This window comes from Candidatus Thiodictyon syntrophicum, from assembly GCF_002813775.1.
In the GTDB taxonomy this organism is placed as follows: domain Bacteria; phylum Pseudomonadota; class Gammaproteobacteria; order Chromatiales; family Chromatiaceae; genus Thiodictyon; species Thiodictyon syntrophicum.
This window is the reverse complement of sequence record NZ_CP020372.1, coordinates 319,266-342,559: the sequence shown is the minus strand read 5'-3', so window position 1 is coordinate 342,559 and position 23,294 is coordinate 319,266. Positions and strand designations below refer to the sequence as shown.

Genomic DNA, 23,294 nt, shown 5'->3' with positions numbered 1-23,294 from the left:
GGATCAGGCCTTCCCCATGCTTGTCGCCAGGGTGTCGAGCGCGTCGAGCTTGGCGCGATAGGTCCTGAGTTCCGCGGCGAGGCCGGCGGTCGTGACGCCGGGATGCTGCTGCTGGAAGCGGCTGATGGCACCCGCAAACACCCGGTACTGATCCTGGCCCCCTTGGGACGCCTTTTCAACCACCCGGCGATTGGCCCAGGCGTGACCGCGCTCTTGGAGCAGGTCCGCATTGGTCGCCGCGCCGCGGGCCACCCTTGCCTGGACGGCGGCCAGCCGGCGACGGTCTTCGGCGATCACCGCGCGCACCTGCGCAATCAATGCCTCCGTCTCCCGGTTGGAGGTCTTCACGTCGGCAATCATGGCGTTGAGTTGATCCTCCTGGTCGGCATAGCGTTGTTGCAGTTGGGCGACATAGGCCCCGGCGATGACCCCGAGGTTGGCGCCGAGGACGGCACCGCCGACCGCGTCCTTGGTGTCGCCGCCGGCCAGGACGCCGATCGCGGCACCGGCCACGGTGCCGATCAGTGCCCCCTCCCAGACCGTTCGGTCGAACTTGCGGGCCTGTGCCCGCATGGCCGCCTCCTCAGCGCTGAAGGTGCCCTTGTAGCCGAAGTCCTCACCACAGCCGCCGATCGGCAGCCCCGCGATCGTGAAGCAACCCCCCACCTCGGCCGGCGGCTGATCGGTCCGGGTTTGCTCGCCGGGACCGCAGCCGGGGACGCTGAACGCAACGACGAGCACCAGTCCCAGCCTGGGTAGGTTCATGGCTGCGGCCCCGGCTCGAGCTGCAACAGGTCCTGTTGCCAGCGCGCCTTGTCGGCCGCCCCGCTGTCCCGATAGGCCGCCAGGTGGCGGGCGAAGACCTGGGCATAGGGGATCAGGTAGGCGTTGTCCTTGGCCTTGAGTTCGGCCTCGACGACCTTGAGTTCGCTTGCGATATCCCGGTCGCTGTAGTCCCGCGCGACGCTGACGACCATGTCGGCGTAGTAGGAGAGACTGTTGCTCATGCCCTGCTCGATCTCGGCGAGATTGAGCGTCCACTTGTCCATCTTCCCCGCGAGGGCGGCGCGCGCCTCGGCGACCAGCCGGGGGCCGTCGCGTGACCCCTGCGCCTGGGTGCTGAAGGCGTCGAAATTGTCCTGGGCCAGACGCATCAGGCCGCGCAGCACCTCGGCGCGCTTGGCGTCCGTCACGACCCGCTTGCCCATGAAGGCGCCCATCCGCACCAGGGCGCGCACGGTCCGCTCGCGCGCCTCGTTGAGGCCGGCGTGGGCCTGTTCGACGTTGCGCTGGATGAGCTCCAGCCGGGTGCGCAGGGCCTCGTCCTGGGATTGGCGGGCGGCCTGCTGCAGCTCGACCAGGGCCCGGTCCGCGTCCGCCCGCACATCTCCGGTGCCGGTGAGGCTCGGCAAGCCGGACCAGGATTCCTTGATGGCGTCCAGGCGCCCCGCGGAGACGATGACCGGGGCCGTCACGACCAACCGGAAGCCCAAGCTGTCCAGCGACTTGGCGCGCCCGGTGGCGGCGTTGAAATAGTTGTACTCCTGGCGCGCGGCGCTGCCCAGTTGACCCGGGGCGGTCAGGTAGTCCCCGCCGCGGCTGACGAATCCGCCGGCCTGGCCGTGGGGTCGGCCGCGCCGGTCCAGGTGGAAGGGGGCGAGCGTCATCTCCGCGGCGTTGCCGAGCACGTCATGGAGCCCCAGCGGGTTGGGCTTGAGCAGCCCCGCCGGGTGCAGTTCGCCGGCCGCCGAGCCGGTGCTCTCGTGCCAGGCGTAGCGGGCCAGGTCCCCGTCCGGCATGGGAAAGAGGGGGGCCAGAAAGTCCGCCTCGTCCACCACCAGGCCGCCGCGGGCGGCGAACTCCCATTCCTCCTCGGTGGGCAGGCGCAGGAACCCGGGCTCCTGGTCCTCCCGCGGCAGGGCGGCCGGGGCTTGGGTAAGCAGCCACTCCGTATAGCGGCGCGAGAAGTCCACCGCGTCGAACCAACTCACGGCGGTCACCGGCAGGCGCCCGCGCATGGACGGCGTGGGGCAGGTCGCCGCGGTGAGTGCGGCATACTGGTCACGGGTGGTCTCGTATTTGGCGATGTAATAGCGCCGCGCGGCGGCGCCCGGTTCGCTGAAGGCCCCGGCCAGGTGGCTCAGGCGTCGGCCCTCCTTGTACCCGCGTGCAGCGTCGGCCTGACCGAGTTCGACCGGGCGGTCGTCCAGCAGACCACTGCCCGGGATCGCGACCGGCCGAAAGGCCATGGCACCACCGCAGGCCAGGGGCAGGATCAGGTCGTCCGCCGCCGGGGCCGGGTTGTAGAGCTTCTCGGGCCAGGTGATCTGGGGTCCCGCCGCAGGCGCGGGCGGCGGGTCCGCTAAGGCCGGGGTCAGGGCGAGGCACAGCACGGCGGCGAGGGCCGGAAGGACGTTTTGCCGCAAATGAACGCTAATGAACGCGAAAAATGGAGTCCAGACCATCCGTGCACCGGCGCCCTGACTGCGATCCCGCAGTACCCCCTGCGGATGCAGCAAAGCGACCCCGCAGCGGCGCGGAATCCACGTTGCCAGGTGGGCCGTATTCAGGTCGGTTAGAGGGATCATCCGAAGACTCAATTTGCGTTTATTTGCGTTCATTTGCGGCTGGATAAGTTCATTAATATGTTAAGCAATTCTATTAGGGACTGCACTATAGCGCGATTGTCGTTGTCGTTGTCGTGGTCGTAATCGAGGTTATCGTAGCGCCCCGGATTCTCTCGCGCTCCGAAGTGAATCGTTTCTCCGATTACGATTACGACAACGACAACGACAACGATAACGACAACGACAATGATTGGGTCTGACTGGTTCTTGACCTGTTACTTCGTCAGACATCGCGCAGACCTTCCGCGGGTTCGATGCGCGCCGCCCGCCACCCGGCCCAGGCGGCCGCCGCGGCGGCACCGAGCAGGGTCGCGGCCAGCGCGCTCAGCAGATGAGACGGCAGGAGCCGACAGATGGACTCACCGGCCTGCAGGCTGGCGGCGAACCAGGAATCGAGTGCGACCGCCACCGGCAGATAGACCAGGAGGGCCGCGCCCGCCCCCAGCAGGGCCACCAGCACCGCTTGGGCCACCGGGAACAGGATGAGGCTGCGGGTCGGGAAGCCGATCAGGCGCACCACCGCCAACTCCCGGCGCTTGCGCTCCACGTTGGCCAGCAGATTGGCCGCGAGCGAGGCGAAGAACCCCAGGCTGCCGATCAATGCAATCAGCCAGAAGACCCGCGACAGGTTGCGGTCCAGGCCCTGCATGGCGGCGATCTCCACCGCCGCCGTGCGCACCTGCACCCCGTCCGCGGCCAGATCCGCGGCGAGCCCGGCGACCGCGTAGATACTCGCCGCATAGAGCCGGAAGCGGGCGAAGCCGCGCGCCGTCGGCGCCGCCGTGCCCTCCCAACCCAGCGCGGGTACCGCCCGGCCGTCGCGGTAGTCCTCGGTGGCCACCAGCAAGGGCAGCGCGACCAGGGCCGCCTCCTCCCCCAGCGCGCCCTCCGGCAGGACGGCGCTGACGGCGACCTCCCACACCGCGTGCTCGTCGCGCTCGCCGCGGCGGCGGTCGATGCGCGCCACCAGGCGATCACCGACCCGAGCCCCGAGCGTGCGGGCGGCACCGAAGCTCAACGCCAGTTCGGCGAGCCCGGTCGGCGCGGCCAGCCCGGCGGGGAGCAGTGGATCGCTCGCCCCGGTGGGGATCATGGAGACGACCCGCAGGTCTTGGCCGGTGTCCGGGTTGAGCAGCCGGCTGAGGCTGGCCGCGATGCGTCTGGTGTTGGGGACGAGGAAGGCGACATCGGGGCGGGCCCCGACCCGGTCGAACCAGGCCTGGTCATACTCGCGGCTCCCCAGCGGTTGGATCTCCCGGTTGGCGGGGGACTGAACCAGCCGCTGGGCCAGGGTATCGACCAGCCCGAACTTGAGCCCGAACAGGATCAGGAGCGGGGCCAGCACCGCCATCAGCGCCAGCACGAAGCACAGCGAGATGCGCCGCTCATAGGCGAAGTCCCGGTAGGCCAGGCGCAGGATCTCGGGGGTGGCGCGCATCGGTTGCCCTTGCGTCGGTAGCCGGCCGCCTGGACCGCGAAGCGGGGGTCCGATAGCAGCCGGACGATTGATCAAGTAGGTACTATAAATTAAACAAGTCCACTCGGGAATACCTTTGGTGTCGTTGTCGTTGTCGTTGTCGTTGTCGTTGTCGTAATCGTAATCGAAATCGAAATCGAGGTTATCGTAGCCACCAGGATTCTCTCGTACGCCAAATTGCATCGCTTCGCCGACAATAACGACGACAACGACAACGACAACGACAACGACAATGATTGTCCTCGTGTGTAAATTATTCTTGAGTCGTTACTGGTCCTGTCTTTGTCCCAAATCAAATGCCGATTCTCGACTGGTCGGCGGATCTGCGCTTCGCGGCACGAAGCTCAGGATGGCCCGGTTGAACAGAGCCTCGTTGGACTCGAAGCTGTCCGCGGTATCGGTCGCGGTGAGGCACCAGAGGTGCTGCGGCTGACCGGCGCTATCGACATAGACCAGGCGTTGGCGCAGGCGCGCGCCCGGCTCGCCGGACTCGACGAGCAGGTCGAGCGCCGCGCGGTCGTGCCACCGGCCCGCACGGCGGCGCAGGACCTCGAACCCCGGGGTCGCGCCCTTCAGCAGCGCCACCTGCCCGTCGACATAGTCCGCCAAGGGCCGCGGCGTCCCATGACGCTCGCTGCGGATGACCAGGGTCGGGGTGAATGGCCGTCCTTGAGGAAACGCGAAGGCATACACGGATACGTCGATAGCGTCATCCGGAAGGTCGATTGCGAACCCGGCGCCGAGATAGGTGGGCATGGGTCTATTCCCGCAAGCGCAGTTGAGCGATCCGGCGCACCTCATCGAGCTGCGCCGCGCTGTACCTGGTCGGCAGCGCCGCTGCAAACGAGACCTGGGCCCTGGTCATCCGGATGATGGCGCCCGCCGCCAGGTCGCAGACCCGCATGAACCTGGGCTGATCCGGTGCGATCTCCAGGTTGAGGAAGATGGCATCGTCCTGGTCGTCGAGCATCCCGCTCAGGGTGTCGATGACCCAGCGCCGGCCAATGTACTCCAGGAGCCGAATGATCTCCACCCGCTCGCGCCCGCGCGCGGCGTCGACCCGCCGCCCAAAGGCCGCTTGCGCGTCCGGATTACCGGTCCGGGCGAGGGCGGCGAGACAGCCGGTCTTGGCCTCCTCGACCCGCTCACCCTGACACCGGGCGGCGAGCCTGGTCAGGTCCTCGTCGCTCACCGGTGTGCGCCCGAGCGCGAGCGACAGCAGGCGGCGCGCGGTGGGGTCCGGCGCACGCTCGAGCGCGGCGAGCAGCGGCCCGGCCTCGAGCTGGTCGGGGTAGCGTTCCAGTTGCTCGATCGCCTCGCGCGCGACCATGCCGTCCGCGTCGGCCGCCGTCAGCAGCAGCGCCGCGCGCGCCGGGGGCTGCGGTATCTCGCCCAAGGAGCGCACGGCAACGATGCGCACCCAGGGGTCCAGGTTGTCGAGCAGCCGCGTCAGTTCCGGCACCGCGCCCGACCCTTGGTCGCGCGCGATGGCCGAGGCCCGCAGGTCACCGTCGAGCACGGCAGTCGTCAGGTCGGACATCTCGGTTCCCCCCCTGCCGGCGCCGCCGACAGGCCAATCGCACACAGGAGCCAGGCGGTCGCGGCCGGCGCGCGTCCCCGGTGCCGGGTCGCTGCCCCCGGCGCGGCCGTATCAGTAGATGGTGCCGGACTTGACATAGTTGCGGGCGAGCACGCCATGGGCGTCGCGGCCGGCCTGGTCGCGTCCGGTGCGTACCTCCTTGAGTGGGATCAGGGCACCGCGAAGGTTCGCCCCATAACCGACGTCGTCGTAGTCGGCCCAGGGCGGGGCACCGTAGGGTGGGCGTGCGGTCTGGTTCCAATTGTGCATCAGCAAACGCCTCGACCAGGTCTCATACCTGGCCCAGGGCCAGCCGGCGGCGGGCAGGGTGCCGGTCGTGGGCCCGTCGCTGGGGTGCCAGAGCGAGAAGAAATGCCCGAGTTCATGGGCCAGGTCGTTCGCCCCCCAGGGGCTCGTCCGCCCGCCGCCGCAGACCTCGCCCAGATAGATGCCCGGCTGGAGCCCGGTGTACCCGGGCAGGTTCGCGACGACGCTGCGACTCAGGCCCACGCCGCAGGCACCGAGGACCTCGCGAACGATATAGAGGTTGATCGTGCCCGGGTTGAAGTTGACCGCGGCGATGCGGCTGAAGTCGTCCGGGAAGCGCAGCAGATTGGCGCTCGGGAGGTTGACCGACCAGGCCCGTGGGGCCTGCACCGCCAGGCTGATCCCGCAGCAGGCCCAGATCGCCTTGGTCTGGGTCATGAGCGCCTCGAGGTCGATGGCGGGGGCCACGCCCGCGCTGCCCGCCGGGTTGTTGATGGTGACGAGATGGGGCGTCACGGCGACGGGCAGCGGGCTGAACACATAGACGGTGAGCACGCCGAGGATGGGACCCTGGTCGCTCTGAAACCGCACCTGGACCTCGGCCGACTTGGGCGTGGTCCCGGTGTAGGACTGGCCCTTGAGTGCGATCACGGTGCTGGGACCGGCGGCCACCGGGGCGCCTTTGGCGGGGGTCTCGACCGTCACCACGGTCTCGTCGCTGCTGACCAGATACAGCGGGGCGGCCGGGTCGATCGCCGCGCGCACCAGCCGCAGCCGGATGCGCTGGTCCTTCTGCATCCCCACCACCGGGCCGCGCAGTGCGGGCGAGGCAGCGAGTCCGTTGACCGCCGGGACCTTGGCCGTGTGACCACGGTCGTCCAGGTCCGGCATGGTGCTGTCCGCCGCCCCCGTGGCCGCGCGCTCGAAGCGCACTGGGACCAGGTGCAACTCCTTGTACACTTTGGCATTGATGGCCATCGCCGCTACTCCCCGAACACGGACTTGAGCTTGTGGTAGGTGGTTGCGTCGAGCTTGGCGTCGGGAAACCGGGTCCGATCGAGTCCACCGTCCGGGTCGAGACCGTGGTCCGCCTGGAAGTCGAGCAGGGCGGCATCGGTGCGGGCATCGAAGGCCCCGGTCAGGTCGCCCGCGTAATAGCCGAGCAGCGTCAGTCGCTGTAACTGGCCCGCGAGGTCCGTCTCCGGCGCTAGTCCATCAAGGACCTCCAAGGCGTAGGTCGTGCCCAGGGTCTCGATCGCGACGGCGACCCGCCCGCCCGGGACCAGCACCTCGGCACTGCCATCCGTCGCGAGCTTGCCGAACTGCGTGATCCGGCCGTCGATGCGCACCCTGTACTGCGGTGTCTCGCTGACGCCGCGCTGGTCCGGGTCTCCGATCTTACCCGCAAACCGCTGGAAATAGACCTTGATCCGCCTGAAGCGGAGCCGGTTCCTGTTCTGTTGGCCGTCGCCGGCCCGGCTCACGTCGGCCATGGATCACCCCGTATCCGTTAAAAACCGTAGACGACCCTGGCCCTGTCCTTGGTCGCAGCGTCGAGGTCGCCGCTCTCGGCAAGCCCGTGCTGCCTCTGGAAGGCCTTGATCGCGGCCTGGGAGCGTTCATCGGTCGCGCCGTCGGCGAGGTTGTCGAGACCCAGGTTGTTGAGCCGCTCCTGGGCCCCCGGGGGCTCGTCGTGCGGGTCCAGAAATCCGATCCGCAGCGGCCAATAGAGCGCGTTCTGCTGCTCGTCGTCGAGCCATACCGTCAGTTCCCCCGCATCGGCATCGACCGCAATCTCGTGCTCGACGAGGCCATCGCCCCCGGTGCGGCCAGCGAAGACCTCAGTCCCCACCTCGAGGTGATAGGCCCGGCCCGCCACCGCGGTACCGTCGAACTCCTCGACTAAGAGGCGCAGGTGGATGCGCCGACCCTTGACCTTGAAGGTGAACGGCTGGCCGACCGGCTGGTCGGTCAGCTTCGCGGTCTTGTCCGGGATCCTGACGATATCGCCGGGATAGAGCAGGTTCGGATTGGGCCGCCTGGCCCGCAACGCCTGGTTGGCGGGATCATGGTAAATCGCTTGCCAGTCGCGCAAGCCATATTGCTTCGCGATGCTGCTCACGCATTCGCCCTGACTGACTCGATGGATCAGCATACCGGTAGGTCCACATCGTCGTGACTGGATCGACCCGGCCGCCTCGCGGGCCGACCGGCCGGGTAAGGTCGTTGCGCCGGGATTATAGACCCGCGGACGGCCCGCGGTCGGCGCCAGGATCGACTTCTGTCAGGAGGGTTGACGAGCGAAGCGCTGCCCGCCGCGCCCCACCGGCGCCTCCTCAGGAGTCCTCCCACGCGCCCTGATCGATCGCGGGGAAAGAGACCTGGCAGGGTCCGGACGCGACGGTCGCGACCCGCGCCTTCCCCCGTTCGTCCAGGGTGCCGCTCGCCAGAGTGCCGTCGGGCAAGGTGATCTCATAGGGCTCCCCGGGCACCGGCCTGCCGGCCTCGTCGACCAGTTCGATGTCGATCCACTGGGTGTTGTCCCCCCCGCCCTCTCCCGGCTCCGGCGCCCGGTAGGGCTTGACCTGGACGCTGCCGTACTTGCCGGTCTTGCGCTGTCGTTGCTCGGCCTTGATCCTGGACACCTCACCCGGGTCGGCCTGGTCCGCCTCCGCCGCCGCGTTCGGCGCGAGCGGGGACACCGGCGTGCCGGGCGTGCCGGGGCTGGGTGGTGAACCGGGGCCGGAGGCGATGTTGATCAGGGCACCGTCGATGACGATCAGTGAACCCTTGATGGTCACGCCGGACGGGTCGATGACGACCGCGTTGCCGCCGCACTTGAGGGTGATCCCGGACGAGGACTCGATGACCACGCCGAGCGCCTTCAGGAAGTATTGGGCGCCGGTCTTCTCCGAGTGATTGGCCTTGAATTCGTGCACCATGTCGCCGCTGACCTTGACCGTGCGGCCGGCGCTGACCGCGATCGCCTCCTTGCCCTTGACCCTGAGGTGACGGTCGCCGCCGATCTCTTCGAGATGGTCGGTCCCTACCTTTTCATGGCGCTTGTTCTTCACCTCCTCCAGCTTGTCGCGCGTGACGATCAGGTGGCGGTCGTTGCCGATCCACTCGAAGCGATCGTGTTTCACGCGCAGGTCGAAGTTCTTTTGCGCGTGGATGAAGACCTGCTCCTCACCCAGCCGGTCCTCGAAGCGCAGTTCATTGAAGCCGCCGCCGCCCTTGCTTGAGCAGGACTTGATGCCGGTCAGGGTGGCGTTGGCGGGCAACTCATAGCCGGGCATACAGTCGCCGTTGTAGACGCGCCCGGTCACGATGGGCCGGTCCGGATCGCCCTCGAGGAAATCGACGATGACCTCCTGGCCGATGCGTGGCAGTGCCTGAGCGCCCCAGCGCTTACCCGCCCACACCTGGGCCACACGCACCCAACAGGAGCTGGTCTCATCCGCCTTGGAATAGCGGTCCCAGTGGAACAGGACCTTGATGCGCCCGTGCTGGTCGACCCAGATCTCCTCGCCCGCCTTGCCCGCCACGATGGCGGTCTGGGGGCCGTGCACGATTGGCTTGGGGGTCACCCGCTCGCTGCGGTAGGGGACCGTGGCGGCGATGGCCGTGAAGTCGACCTTGACGTCGAGGCTGGTCGTGGCCGCCGCCGTCGTCTCGTAGTCGTCGCTCGCGATGCAGTAGTCGGTCGCGCTCAGCAGGTATTCCCGATTCTGATCGGCACGCGCAAACCCGGTGAGCGTAAAGAGCGAACCGGCGGCCAGGGTGCGCACGTTGCCGCTCCCGCTGACTTGCTCCTGGCGGGCGCCCAAGACCTCCATGCCGATACGCGAATAATGGTCACCGTCGTCGCGATCGGTGTAGTTCCCCGGATAATCGAAGACCTCCAGGTCGCCGCCATCATGTGGCCAAGGCTGTTTGGTGACGCTGTTGAGGTCCTTTTGCGGCACCTTGAAGTCGAAGTCTCTGAGCGAGTAGCCCCCGCTTTGCACCTGGCGGCCGATAGTGAAGTCGGAAATGGTCTCCTGTAACTGCTCGCGGCGGCGATCGGGGGGCAGATAGGTGACCGTGGCATCGCCGGGAACAGGGCCGTGTGAGCTGTAGGCGTCCGCGAGCACCAGGTTATGCTTGCCGTTCTCATGGGTAAAATAATAGTAAATGCCCTCCTGCTCCAGCAGCCGGCTGACGAAGTCGAAGGCCGTCTCGCGATACTGGACACAATACTCGCGGGGGCGGTAACTGCCGCTGAGCGAGTCCTGGAAGGCGCCGCTGAAACCGGCATCCCTGAACACCTGTTTGACGATCTCGGGGACGCTCTGGTCCTGGAAGATCCGGCAATCGGCGGTGCGCGTCAGGAACCACAGCCAGGGCTTCAAGACTACCGTATAGAGCGCGTAGCGCCCGCTGCTGCCCTGGTAGTTCAGGTGGCTGACGTAGCCATTGAAATAACGGGTGCCGGCGTCGGCCAGGGACAGGCGTACCGTCATGTTCTTGCCGAGCAGATCGTCGAACTTGAGCGTGTGCTGTTCGCTCAGCAACTCGAGCCGAAACTCGAACAGACGGCCCAGCTCCTCGTGGGCGAGCAGGCGCCGGAACAGGAGCACATCCTCGCCCAGGGGCGAGTTGACGGCGACTTGGCGAGCGGTTTGAGTTGGCACGCGGGTCCCTCGGTCCACTGAATCGGTGCTACAGTCTAGAAGATTTCGGCCCGGCGGCCTACCCGCCGCGGCATCGGCGGGGGAGGGGGCGGGTCGGGCCCGCCCCCCAGACCGAGGACAATGCCATTAAGTTTAAGCCCGGCGCGGGCCTCTCGTTCCCACGCTCCGGCGTGGGAATGCAGTGCGGGCGCTCCGCGTCCTGTCTGGTTACTGGACGCGGAGCGCCCGCTCTTGCTCCCACGCAGGAGCGCTCCACCTTATACAGAAGTCCGTAAGTATCTGTTTTTACGAGCTTCGTCACGCGTACCAAAAAGTGCCGTCACATCATAAAATCATAGACTTACGTTGAGCCGGTGACACTTGTGTATAACGAAGAGCGCAGGAGCGTGGGAGCCAGCGGCGGGGCCGGGCCCGCCCCTCCCAGGCCGAGGATTTTCCCAAGAGAGTATTTGGCCGCAAATGAATGCCGATAAGCGCAAATAAATCTGCTGGTTAGCATCGTCGCAGGCGTCACCCGTACGGTGAACATGCAGTAAAGGCCAAGTCTCTGATCATTTGCGTCAATTTGCGTTCATTTGCGGCTAAAATGCTTTTTCTGGGATCACTGTTTCTGCACCGTCACTCAGCGCGGAGGTTCACATGCCCTTTGCCGCTCGCCTCGGCGACCTGATCAGACAGGATGTCCCCCATTGCCATGCCCCGATCCATCCGCCGGGGCCCACGCCCACGCCGATGCCGCATCCGGCACTGCCCCTGGCCATCGTCACCGGGTGCCCTCAGGTCATGATCGGTTTCATGCCGGCCGCCCGGGTCTCCGACCAGTCGCTCCCCTGCATACTCCCGTCCTGCGTGCCGGCAGGTCCTGGGGTGATCGCGAGGGGGTCGACCACGGTGACGATCGGGTTCCTGCCCGCGGCGCGGGTCAACGATCCCACGGCCCACTCCACCTGTGTCGCCCCCATCCCCAGCCCCACCGGCAAGGTGCTGCCGCCCTGCTGCACCAAGGTGAATATCGGTGGCTGAGCCGGTCGTCGGCCCGCCGCCCGGCCCCGGGACGCGTTAGCGCGCCGCCGATGCGCCGCGGCCACTTTGAACTGTTCCGGCCGGTGTGCCCCTATTGCCTGACCGCACGGGGCGCCCTCGCGCCGCTCGTGATCGGGCAGGTGCTGCACGAGGAGGCCGGGCACATCATCGAAGGCGTGCTGCACTGCGCCGATCCGAACTGTTTCCTCGAATACCCGATCATCGACGCGATCCCCTTCCTGGTCCCGGACCTGCGCCGCTTTCTCAGCGACCACCTGTTTCAGGTGTCCATGCGCGAGGATCTCAGCGCGACCGTCGAGGGCCTGCTCGGCGACTGTTGCGGCCCGGGGAGTGCCTTCGACGCCACCCGGGCGCAGTTGAGCAGCTACGCCTGGGGCCACTACGCGGACCTGGACCCGCTGGAGCAACCGGACGGGGTCCCCGGCGGTTCGATCCTGGACTGTCTGGCGCAGGGGCTCGCGCTGCTGCCCGCGCCGCCCGCGGGACCGGTCCTGGATCTGGGTTGCGCGGTCGGGCGTACCAGCTTCGCCCTGGCCGCGGCGACCGGCGGACCCGTGCTCGGGGTGGATCTCAACGTCGCCATGCTGCGACTCGCCCAGCGGGTGCTGCGCCACGGCGCGGTGCGCTATCCCCGGCGCCGGATCGGCATCATCTACGACCGGCGCGACTTCCCGGTCGACCTGCCCGGCGCCGCGGCGGTCGACTTCTGGGCCTGCGACGCCCTGGCCCTGCCCTTCGAGCCGCACCGCTTCGGGCTGGCGGCCGCCCTGAATGTGCTCGACTGCGTCGCCTCGCCGCGCGACCTGCTCCAGGGCCTGTCCCGGGTCCTGACGCCGGGCGGCGACCTGATCCTTTCCACCCCCTACGATTGGTCCCCGGCCGCGACCCCGCTGGAGTGCTGGATCGGCGGTCACTCCCAGCGCGGGCCGACCCGCGGCGACCCCGAGCCCTTCCTGCGCACCCTGCTGACCCCCGGCGCACACCCGCTGGCGGTGCCCGGGCTGTCACTGGTGGGCGAGTGCGAGTCAGTCCCCTGGCAGGTGCGGCTGCACGCGCGCAGCCGTGTCCACTATCGCAGCCATCTGGTCGCCCTGCGGGCCTCGGGCGCGCACGACCCGGCGCCCCAGGGCGGGGGGCCGGCCGCCAGTGAGCGCGCGTGTTGATCCGATCAATTTCTGAATCGCATCGGAGCCTCTTGATTCACTATGACTTTGCCCCCTGAAACCCCCCGCGAGATCGATCTGCGCCAGCCCCTGGCCATTGAGGATGCACTGCAGGTCGCGACGCAACTGCACCGCGCCGGCCATCACGCGGACGCCCAGGAGATCTATCGGCGCGTGCTCGCCCTGGCGCCGGATCACCCGGACGCGCTGCACTTTATGGGCGTGCTGGCGCACGACCAGGGCCGCGACGAGGAGGCCCTGCGGCTGCTTGCCCGCTCGGTCGAACTGGTGCCCGATCATGCCGGGTTTTGCAGCAATTACGGCAATCTACTCCTCGACAACGAGCGTTTCGAGGACGCGGAACGGCAATATCGCCAGGCCCTCGCGCTCGACCCCGATCGCCCGGATGCGCTCCACAACTACGCTGTGCTCTGCAAGGCACTGCGCCGCTACCCCGAGGCGGAACGCCGCCTGCTGCGCGCCATCGAGCTGGCCCCGGACTTCAGCGAGGCCAGGAATACCCTGGCCGGTCTCTATTTCCGGCAGGGGCGGATCGAGGAGGCCGTCACCCAGGCGTGCGAGGCCTTGGTGCGCGAACCGAGCAATGCCTTTACCCGCGAGATGCTGGGCAACGCCCACTGTCGGTTGGGACACCCCGAGCAGGCCGCACAGATCTATCGGGAGTGGTTGGCCGAAGAGCCCGACAACCCCAAGGCCCTGCACCATCTGGCGGCCTGCACCGGGGAGGGCGTTCCGGCGCGGGCCTCCGACGCCTATGTGCAGTGCATCTTCGACCATTTTTCCAAGAGCTTCGATTCCCGCCTGGCGCTCCTGGAATACCGCGCACCCACCCTGGTCGGCGAGGCCGTCGCGGCCTGCGTGGGCGAGCCCGCGGCCGACCTCGACGTGTTGGACGCCGGCTGCGGGACCGGCCTGTGCGCGGCGCTGCTAAAACCCTTCGCCCGGACCCTGACCGGGGTCGACCTCTCCCAAGGGATGTTGGGCAAGGCGCGCGGGCGCCGGGTCTACGACGCCCTGCATCAGGCGGAACTCTGTGCCTATATGCACCAACACCCCGGGGACTATGATCTTATCGTCTCCGCGGACACCTTGGTCTACTTCGGTGCCCTGGATCAGGCCATGGCGGCGGCGGCCGCCGCGTTGCGCCCGGGCGGCTGGCTGTGCTTCACGGTGGAGGCGCTTGGTGCGGGCGAGGCGGCGGACTATCGCTTGCAGCACCATGGCCGCTATGCCCATTCCCGCGCCTATCTGGAGGCGCTATTGGGGTCAGCGGACCTTGCCGGACTGCGATTGGAGCCGGTGGTCTTGCGCTTGGATGCCGGGGAGCCGGTCGCCGGCTGGCTGGTCCTGGCCCAACGGCCAGGCAGCCGCTAAACCCGCGGTCCAAGGCTTGTGCATTGGCCCCGACGCCGCCCGATCGTGCATCCGACCTTTCGTCTCCCAGGAGCTATCCGTGAACAAAAGAGGACTGGAAGATCGGCGACAAGACCGGGACCAATAACACCAACGCCAATGACATTGGGGTGGTATGGCCACCCCGCCGAGCGCCGCTGGCGGTGGCCGCCTACTTATCCGACAGCGCGGCAACCAGTCAGGTCAAGGATGCCATCATCGCCGCGGTCGGCACGTTGGTGTCGGACCTCGCGGTCTGAGCCTGCGCGCATTTGCGGCTAAGCGGCCTTTTCCGGGTTCACGCGCCGCCGGGACCCGATCAGGCGCCCTTGCCAGCCAAGAACGATCGACGCCACCACGCCGGCGATCCAGAGCACGGACAGCACGGCATTCAGCGCATCCTCAGCACTGGAGCAGCGACCAGACACGCTGCAGCGCTCTGAGATCAAAGAAGCCGAGACGAGGGCAATAGCGAGAAGACCCAGAACGTTAGAAATGATGATCATCAGAATCCGCCGTGCTCGCGAGGGGTAGAGATACCCATGCTCCTGCTGCTCTACCCGTCTTTCTCCGAGCACTTCATATGCCGGCAGTTGCTCCGGATGTTTCAGCACCACAAGCGACCCGACCAGCACATCATGGATCGCTTGATGCTGCTTGGTCAGCAGGATGGAGGCAAGAGAAAACAACCCCAATAGCGTTTTCGCGAGAAACCGCACCCCGGCCGCAAAAATTGTGATATTGCCACCGCTGCGCCTGTTCACCACGCGAAGACCTAACAGGTGATGTGCCAGAGTACCCCCGGTGACAGAGATCAGAAAGGGCTCCAGCATAAACACCGCCAGAGCCGCCGTGCCTGCCGCGTAACCGCCCTGCAACCCAAGCTGCGGCGCCAGGACCAATGCTCCGATCGCCGAGATAGGCACGATCAATCCGTCAATCAGCAGGGCTTGAAGACGCCTTGAGATTCTTGGATAGCCTATTCTTCGGCTACCTGCTGCAGGTTCCTTTCCTTGCCAGTTCCAGGTCGGACACATCTCTTTTCCCCTCCTCGTTGTTTACCAGCTCCAGATTGGCGCCGCCAACGAAGACTCCCATTTTGATGTACTGCCTGATGAAGTAATCCTTTCCGTTCTCGGTTCTCACGAGAAGATCGTTCGGCGAAAACTCGGACTCGGTTGAAATCTTGTGCGCCCGGCCGCCTTTCACTTCTTCGTAAAAGAAAACATTCGGCGCAGATTCGCCGATGCATTTGTCGTCGACCCAAATGTCTTTCTTGAGCGCGGTTCCCACCCCCGACCCCCTGTAGAGGTACAGTCCGGCATTGCCTTCAGACGGCGGCTTAAAGGCTTTAACCCTTGCCGAAACCTCTGTGGATTCCATCGGTACAGAGGCGCATCCAGCAAGCAAAGATGCCGCCAAAGCAATCAGTGAGAGTCTCTTGAACATTTCTTTCGCCTCGTTTGTGATATGGTTATCCCGGCGCCGGGGGAGCGTGGTTACCCAGGGTCCCCGGCACGGTCCCGGATAGGATGCCTTTCCGCATCCGGTTCCTCGGTGGTACTCGGATTCGCGCCGATGATCACGGTAGCCTGCTCCGGATGTTCAGTCCAGGAGATCGGAATGACCAGAGCCGTCTGGAGGGGTCGGTGAAGTCTGTCTCGCGTTACCTTCTTTGTCGAACCGCCAGATCTGTCCTTCAAAGTCGTCAATTACGCCGCCTTGAAAAAGAAATTGGTAGTCTGAGATATTCGTTTTCTGGTCCGTATCCGCCGCGTAGACGACCGCTTTGGCAGCCCTTGCCATTGTCTTGCAAAAAAGTTGGCCGCTGCTTCCCGCCGCGGCTTGGCAGGCGTCGATATAGATACGCTCAACCAGTCCTTGAATGATAGTGAAATGTCTGAGATCATCAATGCCGATGCCGGTGCCGAGGCTGAGTCCGGAAAAAGGACCGCCGACACTAGTCACAACCCCATGACAGTGGAGGACTAATCCCCGAATCTTTCCACCGGGAGCACCCCCGGCGATTGACTTGACATTCGTTAGAAGCCAAAACGGTTCGTCACCTTTCTGTACGATACGTGTATTAAACATTCTAGGAGCGGTCGCTGCATCAAGGGCGACATCGTTCAGCGCCATGTTCGGGAAGGGTATCTTTATCATTGTCGGATCTCGCAATCGCGTGTTCTACAACCATTCATGTTCGTTGCACAAAACAAGGACTCTGCCGCGATCCTACGCTGCCGCCGTCGGGGCTCCTCTCGCCCCACGCCACCGGGACCTTCCTGACTGAGGTCGCTATCGATGCTCTGCCTGCCATTGTAGGTCTGGGCCTGCGGGGCCCTGCGTGTGCCTTCCCGGGTCGTCTCCGCGGGGCAGCGGACATCCGTAAAATATGCCTTTCCGTTGGCGTCCCGACAGACAATCATGTTCTTTGCGGCATGGGCCGCGGGGGGGCAACATGGTCAAAGCGATCACCGCGGCGGGCAGCGAACTTTGCATGGTCTCGATCCTCTATTCGATGTGCGACCGTTGCGGCCGTGCTGGGCGGCGGTGCCGTTCCGGGTCATCTCGAGCAATATCGGGAGAGCAATATCAGGAGCGAGATATCGGGACAGACTCCGGACCGACCAGGCTCAATTGCTCAAGGACGCGATGGAGAGTGCGAAGAGCACCGTGGTCCGTCGCCAACTACCCTTATTAGCTCATCCCGCTTATCCTCACGTTAGAGCCCCTAACGAAGCATGGTCCGTAGCCCCTGATTACGCGCGAGTATCAGAGTGAGTTCAGGGACACGGCGCTTCGGATATCCAGCCGGTCAGCGAGGCTTCGGTCACCTCCACCGGCGCCGGAGCGAAGCACACGACGTTTTCGCCAATAATGCCGATTGCAGCAAGCGAGCCCTCGCGCGCCCCCCGGAGTTCTACCTTGGGGATGCGAAATCCGATCCTGATACCTTTGGCTGCCAAACCCGGCCGTTCTACGGAAATGACATCCGCCTGAACGCGCTGAGGATCGGGCAGCGAACCGCCAAGCGACGGGGAGCGACCAATGCCGAACAAACCACTTCCCTCTATCTTGATCTGGATGAGCCGCAGACCCACTCGTTGCTCAAGCGCGCGCTCGGCGCGCCATTCCCACCCCATTTGCACAGACGGATCGGTCATGGCGAAAAGCTCCTCTCTATTTAGGCTGAACACGGTGAGCGCCGCCGCGAGCGACGCAGCCGCCGCAAACCTGAAGCGCCGCAGGTGCGCGCTCATGGGTCTTCGACGACCATGGTCGCGTTGCCCCCCGCCGTCGTGAAGCCGATGTATCCCGAGTAGCTTTCGCAGAGGTCGCGTCGCTGTCTCACGAGTTGCTTATAGAGATTATTCGGCGTGTCGAGCCCGGGGATGCCGGCGGCAAGGATGCCGGCATGGCGAAAGGCGCCCGAAGCGCGGGTGGAGCAGTTCTTGCCGAGCAGGCGGAACGTGCTTGGGTCCGCGCTGAGACGGCTCCAATAGTCGTCGAAGCGCTCTGCCTGTGAACCCGGTACGCGCACTACCAGAGCCGTCGAGACTGTACCGTAGCCGCGAGCGACCTTCGCATCAATGTAGTAGGGTCGATTCTTCTTGAACCCGTCCAAGTCGTAGACCTCGCCGCGGATACCGATGAGCACCGCCGACGTGAGGTAAGCGCTACCCTCGCCAGGCGCGCCGAAATAGCCCACGGGCGAGCCATTCGAGCGCACGCAATCGGCGTGCTGTGCGAGATTTCCAGGTGAATGCTTCGCGGAGGTCTTGCCCCGGACAATAAGCGCTACCTTGTCACCAGCAAACACAATGCTTCGGTCAGGCAAATCGCATCCTCCCCGCAGCGACGGTCTCGATTATGGGAAAAGGGGCCTGGAAAAAGCGGCCGGGGTCAATCCAGAGGTCTGAAGCGAGAAAAGGCTGGTTCGCTGACGCGAATTAACCGACGATGGTCGTAAACATTCCGGCAAAGAGGAGAAACACTTCACGAGATCGCCAAAACCTTTCCTCAATGGCGCCGTCAGCAACGAATGGTACGAGCAACGTCGGTCGCCGGAGCCCCCCGTCGCCGCCGTCCCGCCCGCCCCCGTGCATTCACCTGTTGAGGTTAGTCCACGATCTACAACCCGTCAACCTATGCAGAGAAATGTTCGTCTTTTCAGGACCGAGTCGTTAAGAAACGTTCACCATCGAAGCGCTCAGCCCCCCGTCGACCGCCGCAAGGTGCGTACGCCATGTGGGATGTCACCAGACAGGCGGGCTTGCTGGTGCGGGTTGCGGGTCGGCCAGAACCCGAGCGCGAAACCTCGCTGGCAGATCGCCGGGGGTCAGTCGATCGACAGATACGCGGAGCAGGTCTTCCGCCTCGTCGTCGACGGGGGGCCGGGTCAGGCCAGCCAAATGCGCTCCAGCGCACCCCTGGCGACATTGCCGCAGCGGTCCTCGGCCTCGATGTAGTAACGCACATCACCGACCCCGACCGGCAACTCGGCGGTGAAATAGTGTGCCGTCACCCGCGCGCCGGTATGGGAGGGATAGGGCCCCTGGTTCTGCATCGTCAGGCGGCGTTCTCCGTCTGCTGTGCGCAGCACCAGTTCGACCCGTTTCAGACCGGAACAGTCGGCGACGAAGGTGTGGGCGGTGCCTTGCGCCGGCGCATCGCGCAGGCAGCCCTGTCCCCAGCGCTTGCCGCCGGGATTCTCCGGCATGACCCAGGGCGCGAAGATGGTGGGCGCGGCGCGGTCACGGCCGGTGGCGACCAGTCCCTCGATCGCGGGTTTGATGAGGTCGATGGCCAAGTTGGCGGCGTCGGTGACCTGCTGGTCCCAGATCTGCTGGCCGGTCCAGTACCAGTAGCAACTGGTCTCGGCAGTCAAGAGCAGGCGGGTGGCGGCGGCCAGTTGCGGATGGTCGGGCTCGCAGCATTGCAGGGTATGTACCAGGTCCTGGAAGGCGGTGAGTACGGCCCAGGAGTTGAGATCGGGCGAGTAGGGCTGGTCGTAGCGGCTGAACCACTTCATGAATTGCGGGTCGCCATTGTCGGCACCGGCCCAGGAGCCGGGTTCGATATGGATCACCCGGGCGGGGTCGGGCGGGAAGCGCTGGAGATAGTCCTCGACGGTGGTAAGCTCGAAGCGGCTGTCCTGGCGCAGCCAGTCGACCAGCCGGCCGGTGTTGTCCCGGTAATAGCTGTCCGCCCCGCCGCCGTGATTGTCGCCGTCGGAGTGAAGCAGGAAGAAGGGCGGATGGGCGGGGTCGAAGCCGCCGGTCGTAACGATGCGCTCATAGACCTGGCCCAGCACGTCCGGATATTGGAGCGCGCCGAAGCCGCCGCGGGCGTCCTCGTTGCCGATGTAGCGTTCGGCCGGGACGGCGATGATCTTGTGGAGTGTGCCGTCCGGGTCCTCATAGCCGACATACTCGGGCCGCAGCAGGCCGGGCGAGATGGTCGAGCCGGCCCAGATGTTGCGCAATTGCAGCCAATCATCCATCGGCGGATTGACCTGCTCGGCCGCATTGGGCGGCAGCATGCCCTCCGCGAGGCCGGCATAGGGGTAATCGCGGCAGGCGCGGGCGCGGTGGATCGAGTCATAGATCACCGCCGTCACCCCGGCCTCCACCAGGGCCGGGATCATGCGTACATGGAAGGCCGTCTCCGGTGGAAACAGGACCCGCGAGGCCGCGACCCCGAAGACACGCTGGATCAGGTCGCGATGCCAGAGGATCTGGCGCACGATATCCTGGTGCGGGATCAGCGGCATCAGCGGATGAAAGAAACCGAAGGCCGAGAAGGCGAGACGCGGGTTGCCCAGTTCGGTGTGAGCCCCGGCCAGCCGGCGCAGCGCCTCGCTCCAGCTGGCGAAGCGCCCGCCGCAGAGCCCCTCGGCGGCGCAGCGATCGAGTTGTTCGATCAGCGAGCCGCTCCAACTGGTCGAGAGTCCGGCGTGCGGGAGCCCGCCATCGATGTATTGCTGCACAGCGATGGGAATGTAATCGGTATAGCTACCGCCGCGCGAGCCGAAGATCTGGTCTTTCTCGCCGTCCCAGGCGTTGCGGTCAGTCGTATTGTAATACGGCTGGTGCATGTGCTTGTGGATGCCGAAATACAGCTTGACCTCGGCACCATCGCAAAGTGTCGCGCGGATCTCCGCCCGCGGGCGCGGCGGATGAATGAGACGCAGCTCGCGGCCCTCCTTGATCCAGTCCCCGCCCTGGGCCAGGCCGATATCGGCGCGGCGACAGCCCTCGACCTGGATGTCGATACGGTCGCCGATGACGGTCCCCGCGGGCACGGCGACGGCATAGGTCCACTCGGCCGGTCCGCCTTGGTCGGCGTGAATGGCGTCGCCGTTGAACAAGGTCTCCGTTCCGGCCGCACGCAGTATGACCTGGGGAAAGGGGACCGCGCCGTCTGCGGTGAAGGAAACGGTAAAGGCCGGGTGCTTGCCGCCGGGCTCACAGTGCAGTTCCAGCGGGCAGTCGATGGCCGGAAAGCGGGTGAAAATATTCATCGGTAACTCCGTTCAATAGGCCGGTCGGGCTTGATTGTAACTTCGGCCGTCTTGGTGGGCTAGGGGGGAACCAGACCTTGATGCCAGCTTATCAGCAAACGGCGAGGGGGGCCTTGATGATAACTGCGCCCACAGGTCCTTGCGGCAACCCGTCGCGGCCTGGGGGCCGCTCCTACGCCGTAGGAGCGACCCCCAGGCCGCGACGGATGTCACCCTCAAAGGGGGCCGGAGTGTTGGTGGACTGCGCTGCGCTTGTGCACCCTACAGCCGCGGCGCCAGCGGCGGCAATGGTGGTGGAGGCCCGTCGGTCAGTCCGGTAAGTCGCTGCCCATCTGCCGCTTGGAATTGCGGAAGTTGCGATAGATCAGCGGCGCCGCCGGCCCGGGCCAGGGCGCCGCTGCGTTGATGGCCTGCACCTTCTGCGTCAACTCGGCATGATGGGGCGACTTGGCACAGACCGGGTCGGCGTTGGCGGGATCGCCGGTGAGCAGATAGGCCTGGCAGCGGCAGCCGCCGAAATCCCTGGCCTGCTCCGGGCAGGTCCGGCACGGCTCCTTCATCCACCCGAAACCACGGAATTTATTGAAGTCCGGGGACTCGTTCCAGATCCATTCCAGGCCGTGGTCGCGCACGTTGGGGAAGCTGAGACCCGGCAGTCCGCCGGCGGCGTGGCAGGGGAGCGCGGTGCCGTCCGGGGCGACGGTGAGGAAGATGGCGCCCCAGCCCTTCATGCACGCCTTGGGGCGCTCCTCATAATAGTCCGGGACGACATAGAGTGTCTTCATGCGGCCCTTGAGCTCTTTCTGATAGCGGTGGGCCACGGCCTGGGCATGTTCTACCTGGGCGCGGGTCGGGAGCAGTTGATCGCGGTTCAGCAGCGCCCAGCCGTAATACTGGGTGGTTGCCAGCTCGACATAGTCCGCCTTCAGGGCGTGGGCCATATCCAGGATCTGCTCCACCTGGTCGGTATTGTGGCGGTGCAGGACGAAACACAGCACCATGGGGTAGCCGTATTGCTTGACGAGGCGCGCCATCTCCAGCTTGTGCTGGAACGAAGCGGTGCCGGCGATGAAGTCGTTGAGTTCCGCACCGCTCGCCTGGAAGCTGATCTGGATGTGGTCGAGCCCCGCCTCCTTGAAGGCGCGGATGCGCGGCTCGTCCATGCCGAGGCCGGAGGTGAGCAGATTGGTATAGTAGCCGAGGCCGTGGGCCGCGGCGATCAACTCCTCCAGGTCCTTACGCACCAGGGCCTCGCCGCCGGAGAGGCCGAGTTGCACGGCGCCCATGGCCCGCGCCTCGCGAAAGACCCTGATCCATTCGTCCGTACTGAGCTCATTGCGGTAGCGGGCAATATCGAGCGGGTTGGAGCAGTAGGGGCATTGTAGCGGGCAGCGATAGGTCAGCTCCGCCAGCAGCCATAGCGGCTTAGGCCGGGGCGTAGTCGATCCATTGGTTTTCATGGGCTTTATCGAGGAATTGGTAGACGTCATTGCTCAGGGTCGCCGCGTCGGGAAAGCGCTCGGCCAGTTCACCGATGATCGCCGCCACCGGCCGTACCCCGTCGCAGCAGTTGAGGATCTCGCCGGCCGGCCCGTTGAGCCGGACCATGCCCTCCGGGTAGAGCAGGACCCGGCACCCCTGAGCCTCCTCCCACTGGAGGCGAAACATGGGCGACAGACGCGGCACATCGTCCGGACCTATGCCGCCCGGCGCCTGCTGGGCGGGGCTCATGGCCGACCCCCGACATTGTGATAGGGCGGACGCTTGGCGACATAGGCGAGCCACATGCAGTCCAGCATGGTCCAGAGCACATCGAGCTTGAACTGGAGCACCTCGAGCATACGCTCTTGCTGGGCGCGCGTGCGGTAATAGTCGAGCGTGATTGCGAGCCCGTGCTCCACGTCCCGCCTGGCCTCGGCGAGGCGCTTGCGGAAGTAGGCATAGCCCTTGGGCTCGATCCAGGGGTAGTGTTCCGGCCAGGCGTCGAGTCGCGCCTGGTGGATGGTCGGGGCGAAGAGTTCGGTGAGGGATGAACTGGCGGCGACCTCCCAGGGCTGGCGGCGCGCGAAGTCGACATAGGCGTCCACCGCGAACCGCACCCCCGGCAGCAGGTGCCGGTGGGACAGCAGGTCGTCACGGGTCAGGCCCACCGCCTCCCCGAGTTGCAGCCAGGCCTCGATCCCGCCCTCGTCGCCCTGGGTGCCGTCATGGTCGATGATGCGCTGTACCCACAGGCGGCGCACATCGCGGTCCGGGCAATTGGCCATGATGGCCGCGTCCTTGAGCGGGATGGCGGTCTGGTAATAGAAGCGATTCGCCACCCAACCCTGGATCACGGGCTTCTCCACCTGGCCCGTGTTCATCAGGACATGGAGCTCATGGTGGATATGGTAATAGCGCTCCTTGTCGCGCAGGCGCTGCTCGAATTCGGCCCTGGTCCAGGGCGCGTCCAGGTCTGTAGTCATCGGTGCTCCGCAATTAGGCGCGGCAAAGCGCTAAGTAACCAGTCAAGAACAAGTTAA

21 protein-coding genes are annotated in these 23,294 nt (G+C 65.8%); 3 read left to right on the top strand and 18 right to left on the bottom strand.

The features are described 5' to 3' along the window. Positions 1 to 3: 3 nt before the first annotated feature. From THSYN_RS32740 to THSYN_RS32700, 9 genes are all read right to left on the bottom strand, one after another. Positions 4 to 765 carry a hypothetical protein gene (locus THSYN_RS32740; protein ID WP_100923227.1) on the bottom strand — a complete coding sequence of 254 codons (762 nt, stop codon included), beginning with the start codon at positions 763 to 765 and terminating at the stop codon, positions 4 to 6. Further along, complete coding sequence (locus tag THSYN_RS32735; protein WP_236849070.1) at positions 762 to 2,588, bottom strand: SUMF1/EgtB/PvdO family nonheme iron enzyme; 1,827 nt, start codon at positions 2,586 to 2,588, stop codon at positions 762 to 764. The genes THSYN_RS32740 and THSYN_RS32735 overlap by 4 nt, the downstream gene beginning before the upstream one ends. A gap of 262 nt (positions 2,589 to 2,850) precedes the next feature. Beyond that, a complete protein-coding gene (locus THSYN_RS32730; RefSeq protein ID WP_100923331.1) occupies positions 2,851 to 4,065 on the bottom strand; it encodes an FtsX-like permease family protein in 1,215 nt (404 codons plus the stop codon). Between the two features lie 306 nt (positions 4,066 to 4,371). Next, complete coding sequence (locus THSYN_RS32725) at positions 4,372 to 4,860, bottom strand: DcrB-related protein (protein WP_157818105.1); 489 nt, start codon at positions 4,858 to 4,860, stop codon at positions 4,372 to 4,374. A 4-nt stretch (positions 4,861 to 4,864) separates the two neighbouring features. Then, positions 4,865 to 5,644: a HEAT repeat domain-containing protein gene (locus THSYN_RS32720; protein WP_100923225.1), complete on the bottom strand. Its 780-nt coding sequence runs from the start codon at positions 5,642 to 5,644 to the stop codon at positions 4,865 to 4,867. 111 nt (positions 5,645 to 5,755) lie between these two features. Further along, positions 5,756 to 6,928, bottom strand: coding sequence for a zinc metalloprotease (locus tag THSYN_RS32715; RefSeq protein WP_100923224.1), 1,173 nt, complete (start codon positions 6,926 to 6,928; stop codon positions 5,756 to 5,758). A gap of 5 nt (positions 6,929 to 6,933) precedes the next feature. Further along, positions 6,934 to 7,443 (bottom strand): peptidoglycan-binding domain-containing protein, encoded by a 510-nt coding sequence (locus THSYN_RS32710; RefSeq protein ID WP_100923223.1) that lies wholly within the window; start codon positions 7,441 to 7,443, stop codon positions 6,934 to 6,936. Positions 7,444 to 7,460: 17 nt separating this feature from the next. Then, a complete protein-coding gene (locus THSYN_RS32705) occupies positions 7,461 to 8,105 on the bottom strand; it encodes a peptidoglycan-binding protein (RefSeq protein WP_100923222.1) in 645 nt (214 codons plus the stop codon). Between the two features lie 181 nt (positions 8,106 to 8,286). After that, on the bottom strand, positions 8,287 to 10,626 hold the full coding sequence (locus THSYN_RS32700; protein WP_157818104.1) for a type VI secretion system Vgr family protein: 2,340 nt from the start codon (positions 10,624 to 10,626) through the stop codon (positions 8,287 to 8,289). A gap of 639 nt (positions 10,627 to 11,265) precedes the next feature. On the opposite strand from THSYN_RS32700, the gene THSYN_RS32695 reads away from it, so the two are divergent. Genes THSYN_RS32695 through THSYN_RS32685 form a run of 3 tightly spaced genes read left to right on the top strand, consistent with a single transcriptional unit; the run spans position 11,266 to position 14,228 of the window. Beyond that, entirely contained in the window at positions 11,266 to 11,649 is a 384-nt protein-coding gene (locus THSYN_RS32695; protein WP_100923220.1) for a PAAR domain-containing protein, read from the top strand. A gap of 50 nt (positions 11,650 to 11,699) precedes the next feature. Next, the gene (locus THSYN_RS32690) at positions 11,700 to 12,833 is read left to right on the top strand and encodes a methyltransferase domain-containing protein (RefSeq protein ID WP_100923219.1); all 1,134 of its coding nucleotides are present in this window, start codon (positions 11,700 to 11,702) and stop codon (positions 12,831 to 12,833) included. Between the two features lie 42 nt (positions 12,834 to 12,875). Beyond that, positions 12,876 to 14,228, top strand: coding sequence for a tetratricopeptide repeat protein (locus THSYN_RS32685; protein WP_100923218.1), 1,353 nt, complete (start codon positions 12,876 to 12,878; stop codon positions 14,226 to 14,228). A 296-nt stretch (positions 14,229 to 14,524) separates the two neighbouring features. Here the strand turns inward: THSYN_RS32685 and THSYN_RS32680 are convergent, their stop codons facing one another. The 9 genes from THSYN_RS32680 to pqqC form a co-directional block, all read right to left on the bottom strand. Next, positions 14,525 to 15,283, bottom strand: a complete 759-nt coding sequence (locus THSYN_RS32680) for an RDD family protein (RefSeq protein WP_100923217.1) — start codon at positions 15,281 to 15,283, stop codon at positions 14,525 to 14,527. Then, the gene (locus THSYN_RS32675; protein ID WP_100923216.1) at positions 15,237 to 15,695 is read right to left on the bottom strand and encodes a DUF2846 domain-containing protein; all 459 of its coding nucleotides are present in this window, start codon (positions 15,693 to 15,695) and stop codon (positions 15,237 to 15,239) included. The genes THSYN_RS32680 and THSYN_RS32675 overlap by 47 nt, the downstream gene beginning before the upstream one ends. Before the next feature lie 156 nt (positions 15,696 to 15,851). Then, the gene (locus THSYN_RS32670; protein ID WP_157818103.1) at positions 15,852 to 16,409 is read right to left on the bottom strand and encodes a hypothetical protein; all 558 of its coding nucleotides are present in this window, start codon (positions 16,407 to 16,409) and stop codon (positions 15,852 to 15,854) included. A 623-nt stretch (positions 16,410 to 17,032) separates the two neighbouring features. Further along, positions 17,033 to 17,509, bottom strand: coding sequence for a hypothetical protein (locus THSYN_RS32665; RefSeq protein ID WP_100923214.1), 477 nt, complete (start codon positions 17,507 to 17,509; stop codon positions 17,033 to 17,035). Beyond that, positions 17,506 to 18,087, bottom strand: coding sequence for a hypothetical protein (locus THSYN_RS32660; RefSeq protein ID WP_100923213.1), 582 nt, complete (start codon positions 18,085 to 18,087; stop codon positions 17,506 to 17,508). Before THSYN_RS32660 ends, THSYN_RS32665 begins: the two co-directional genes overlap by 4 nt. A gap of 561 nt (positions 18,088 to 18,648) precedes the next feature. Beyond that, positions 18,649 to 20,772 (bottom strand): polysaccharide deacetylase family protein, encoded by a 2,124-nt coding sequence (locus tag THSYN_RS32655; RefSeq protein WP_100923212.1) that lies wholly within the window; start codon positions 20,770 to 20,772, stop codon positions 18,649 to 18,651. 308 nt (positions 20,773 to 21,080) lie between these two features. Then, entirely contained in the window at positions 21,081 to 22,232 is a 1,152-nt protein-coding gene (gene pqqE, locus THSYN_RS32650) for a pyrroloquinoline quinone biosynthesis protein PqqE (protein ID WP_100923211.1), read from the bottom strand. Then, entirely contained in the window at positions 22,198 to 22,503 is a 306-nt protein-coding gene (pqqD, locus tag THSYN_RS32645; RefSeq protein WP_100923210.1) for a pyrroloquinoline quinone biosynthesis peptide chaperone PqqD, read from the bottom strand. Before pqqD ends, pqqE begins: the two co-directional genes overlap by 35 nt. After that, the gene (gene pqqC, locus THSYN_RS32640; protein ID WP_100923209.1) at positions 22,500 to 23,237 is read right to left on the bottom strand and encodes a pyrroloquinoline-quinone synthase PqqC; all 738 of its coding nucleotides are present in this window, start codon (positions 23,235 to 23,237) and stop codon (positions 22,500 to 22,502) included. The genes pqqD and pqqC overlap by 4 nt, the downstream gene beginning before the upstream one ends. Positions 23,238 to 23,294: the final 57 nt, after the last annotated feature.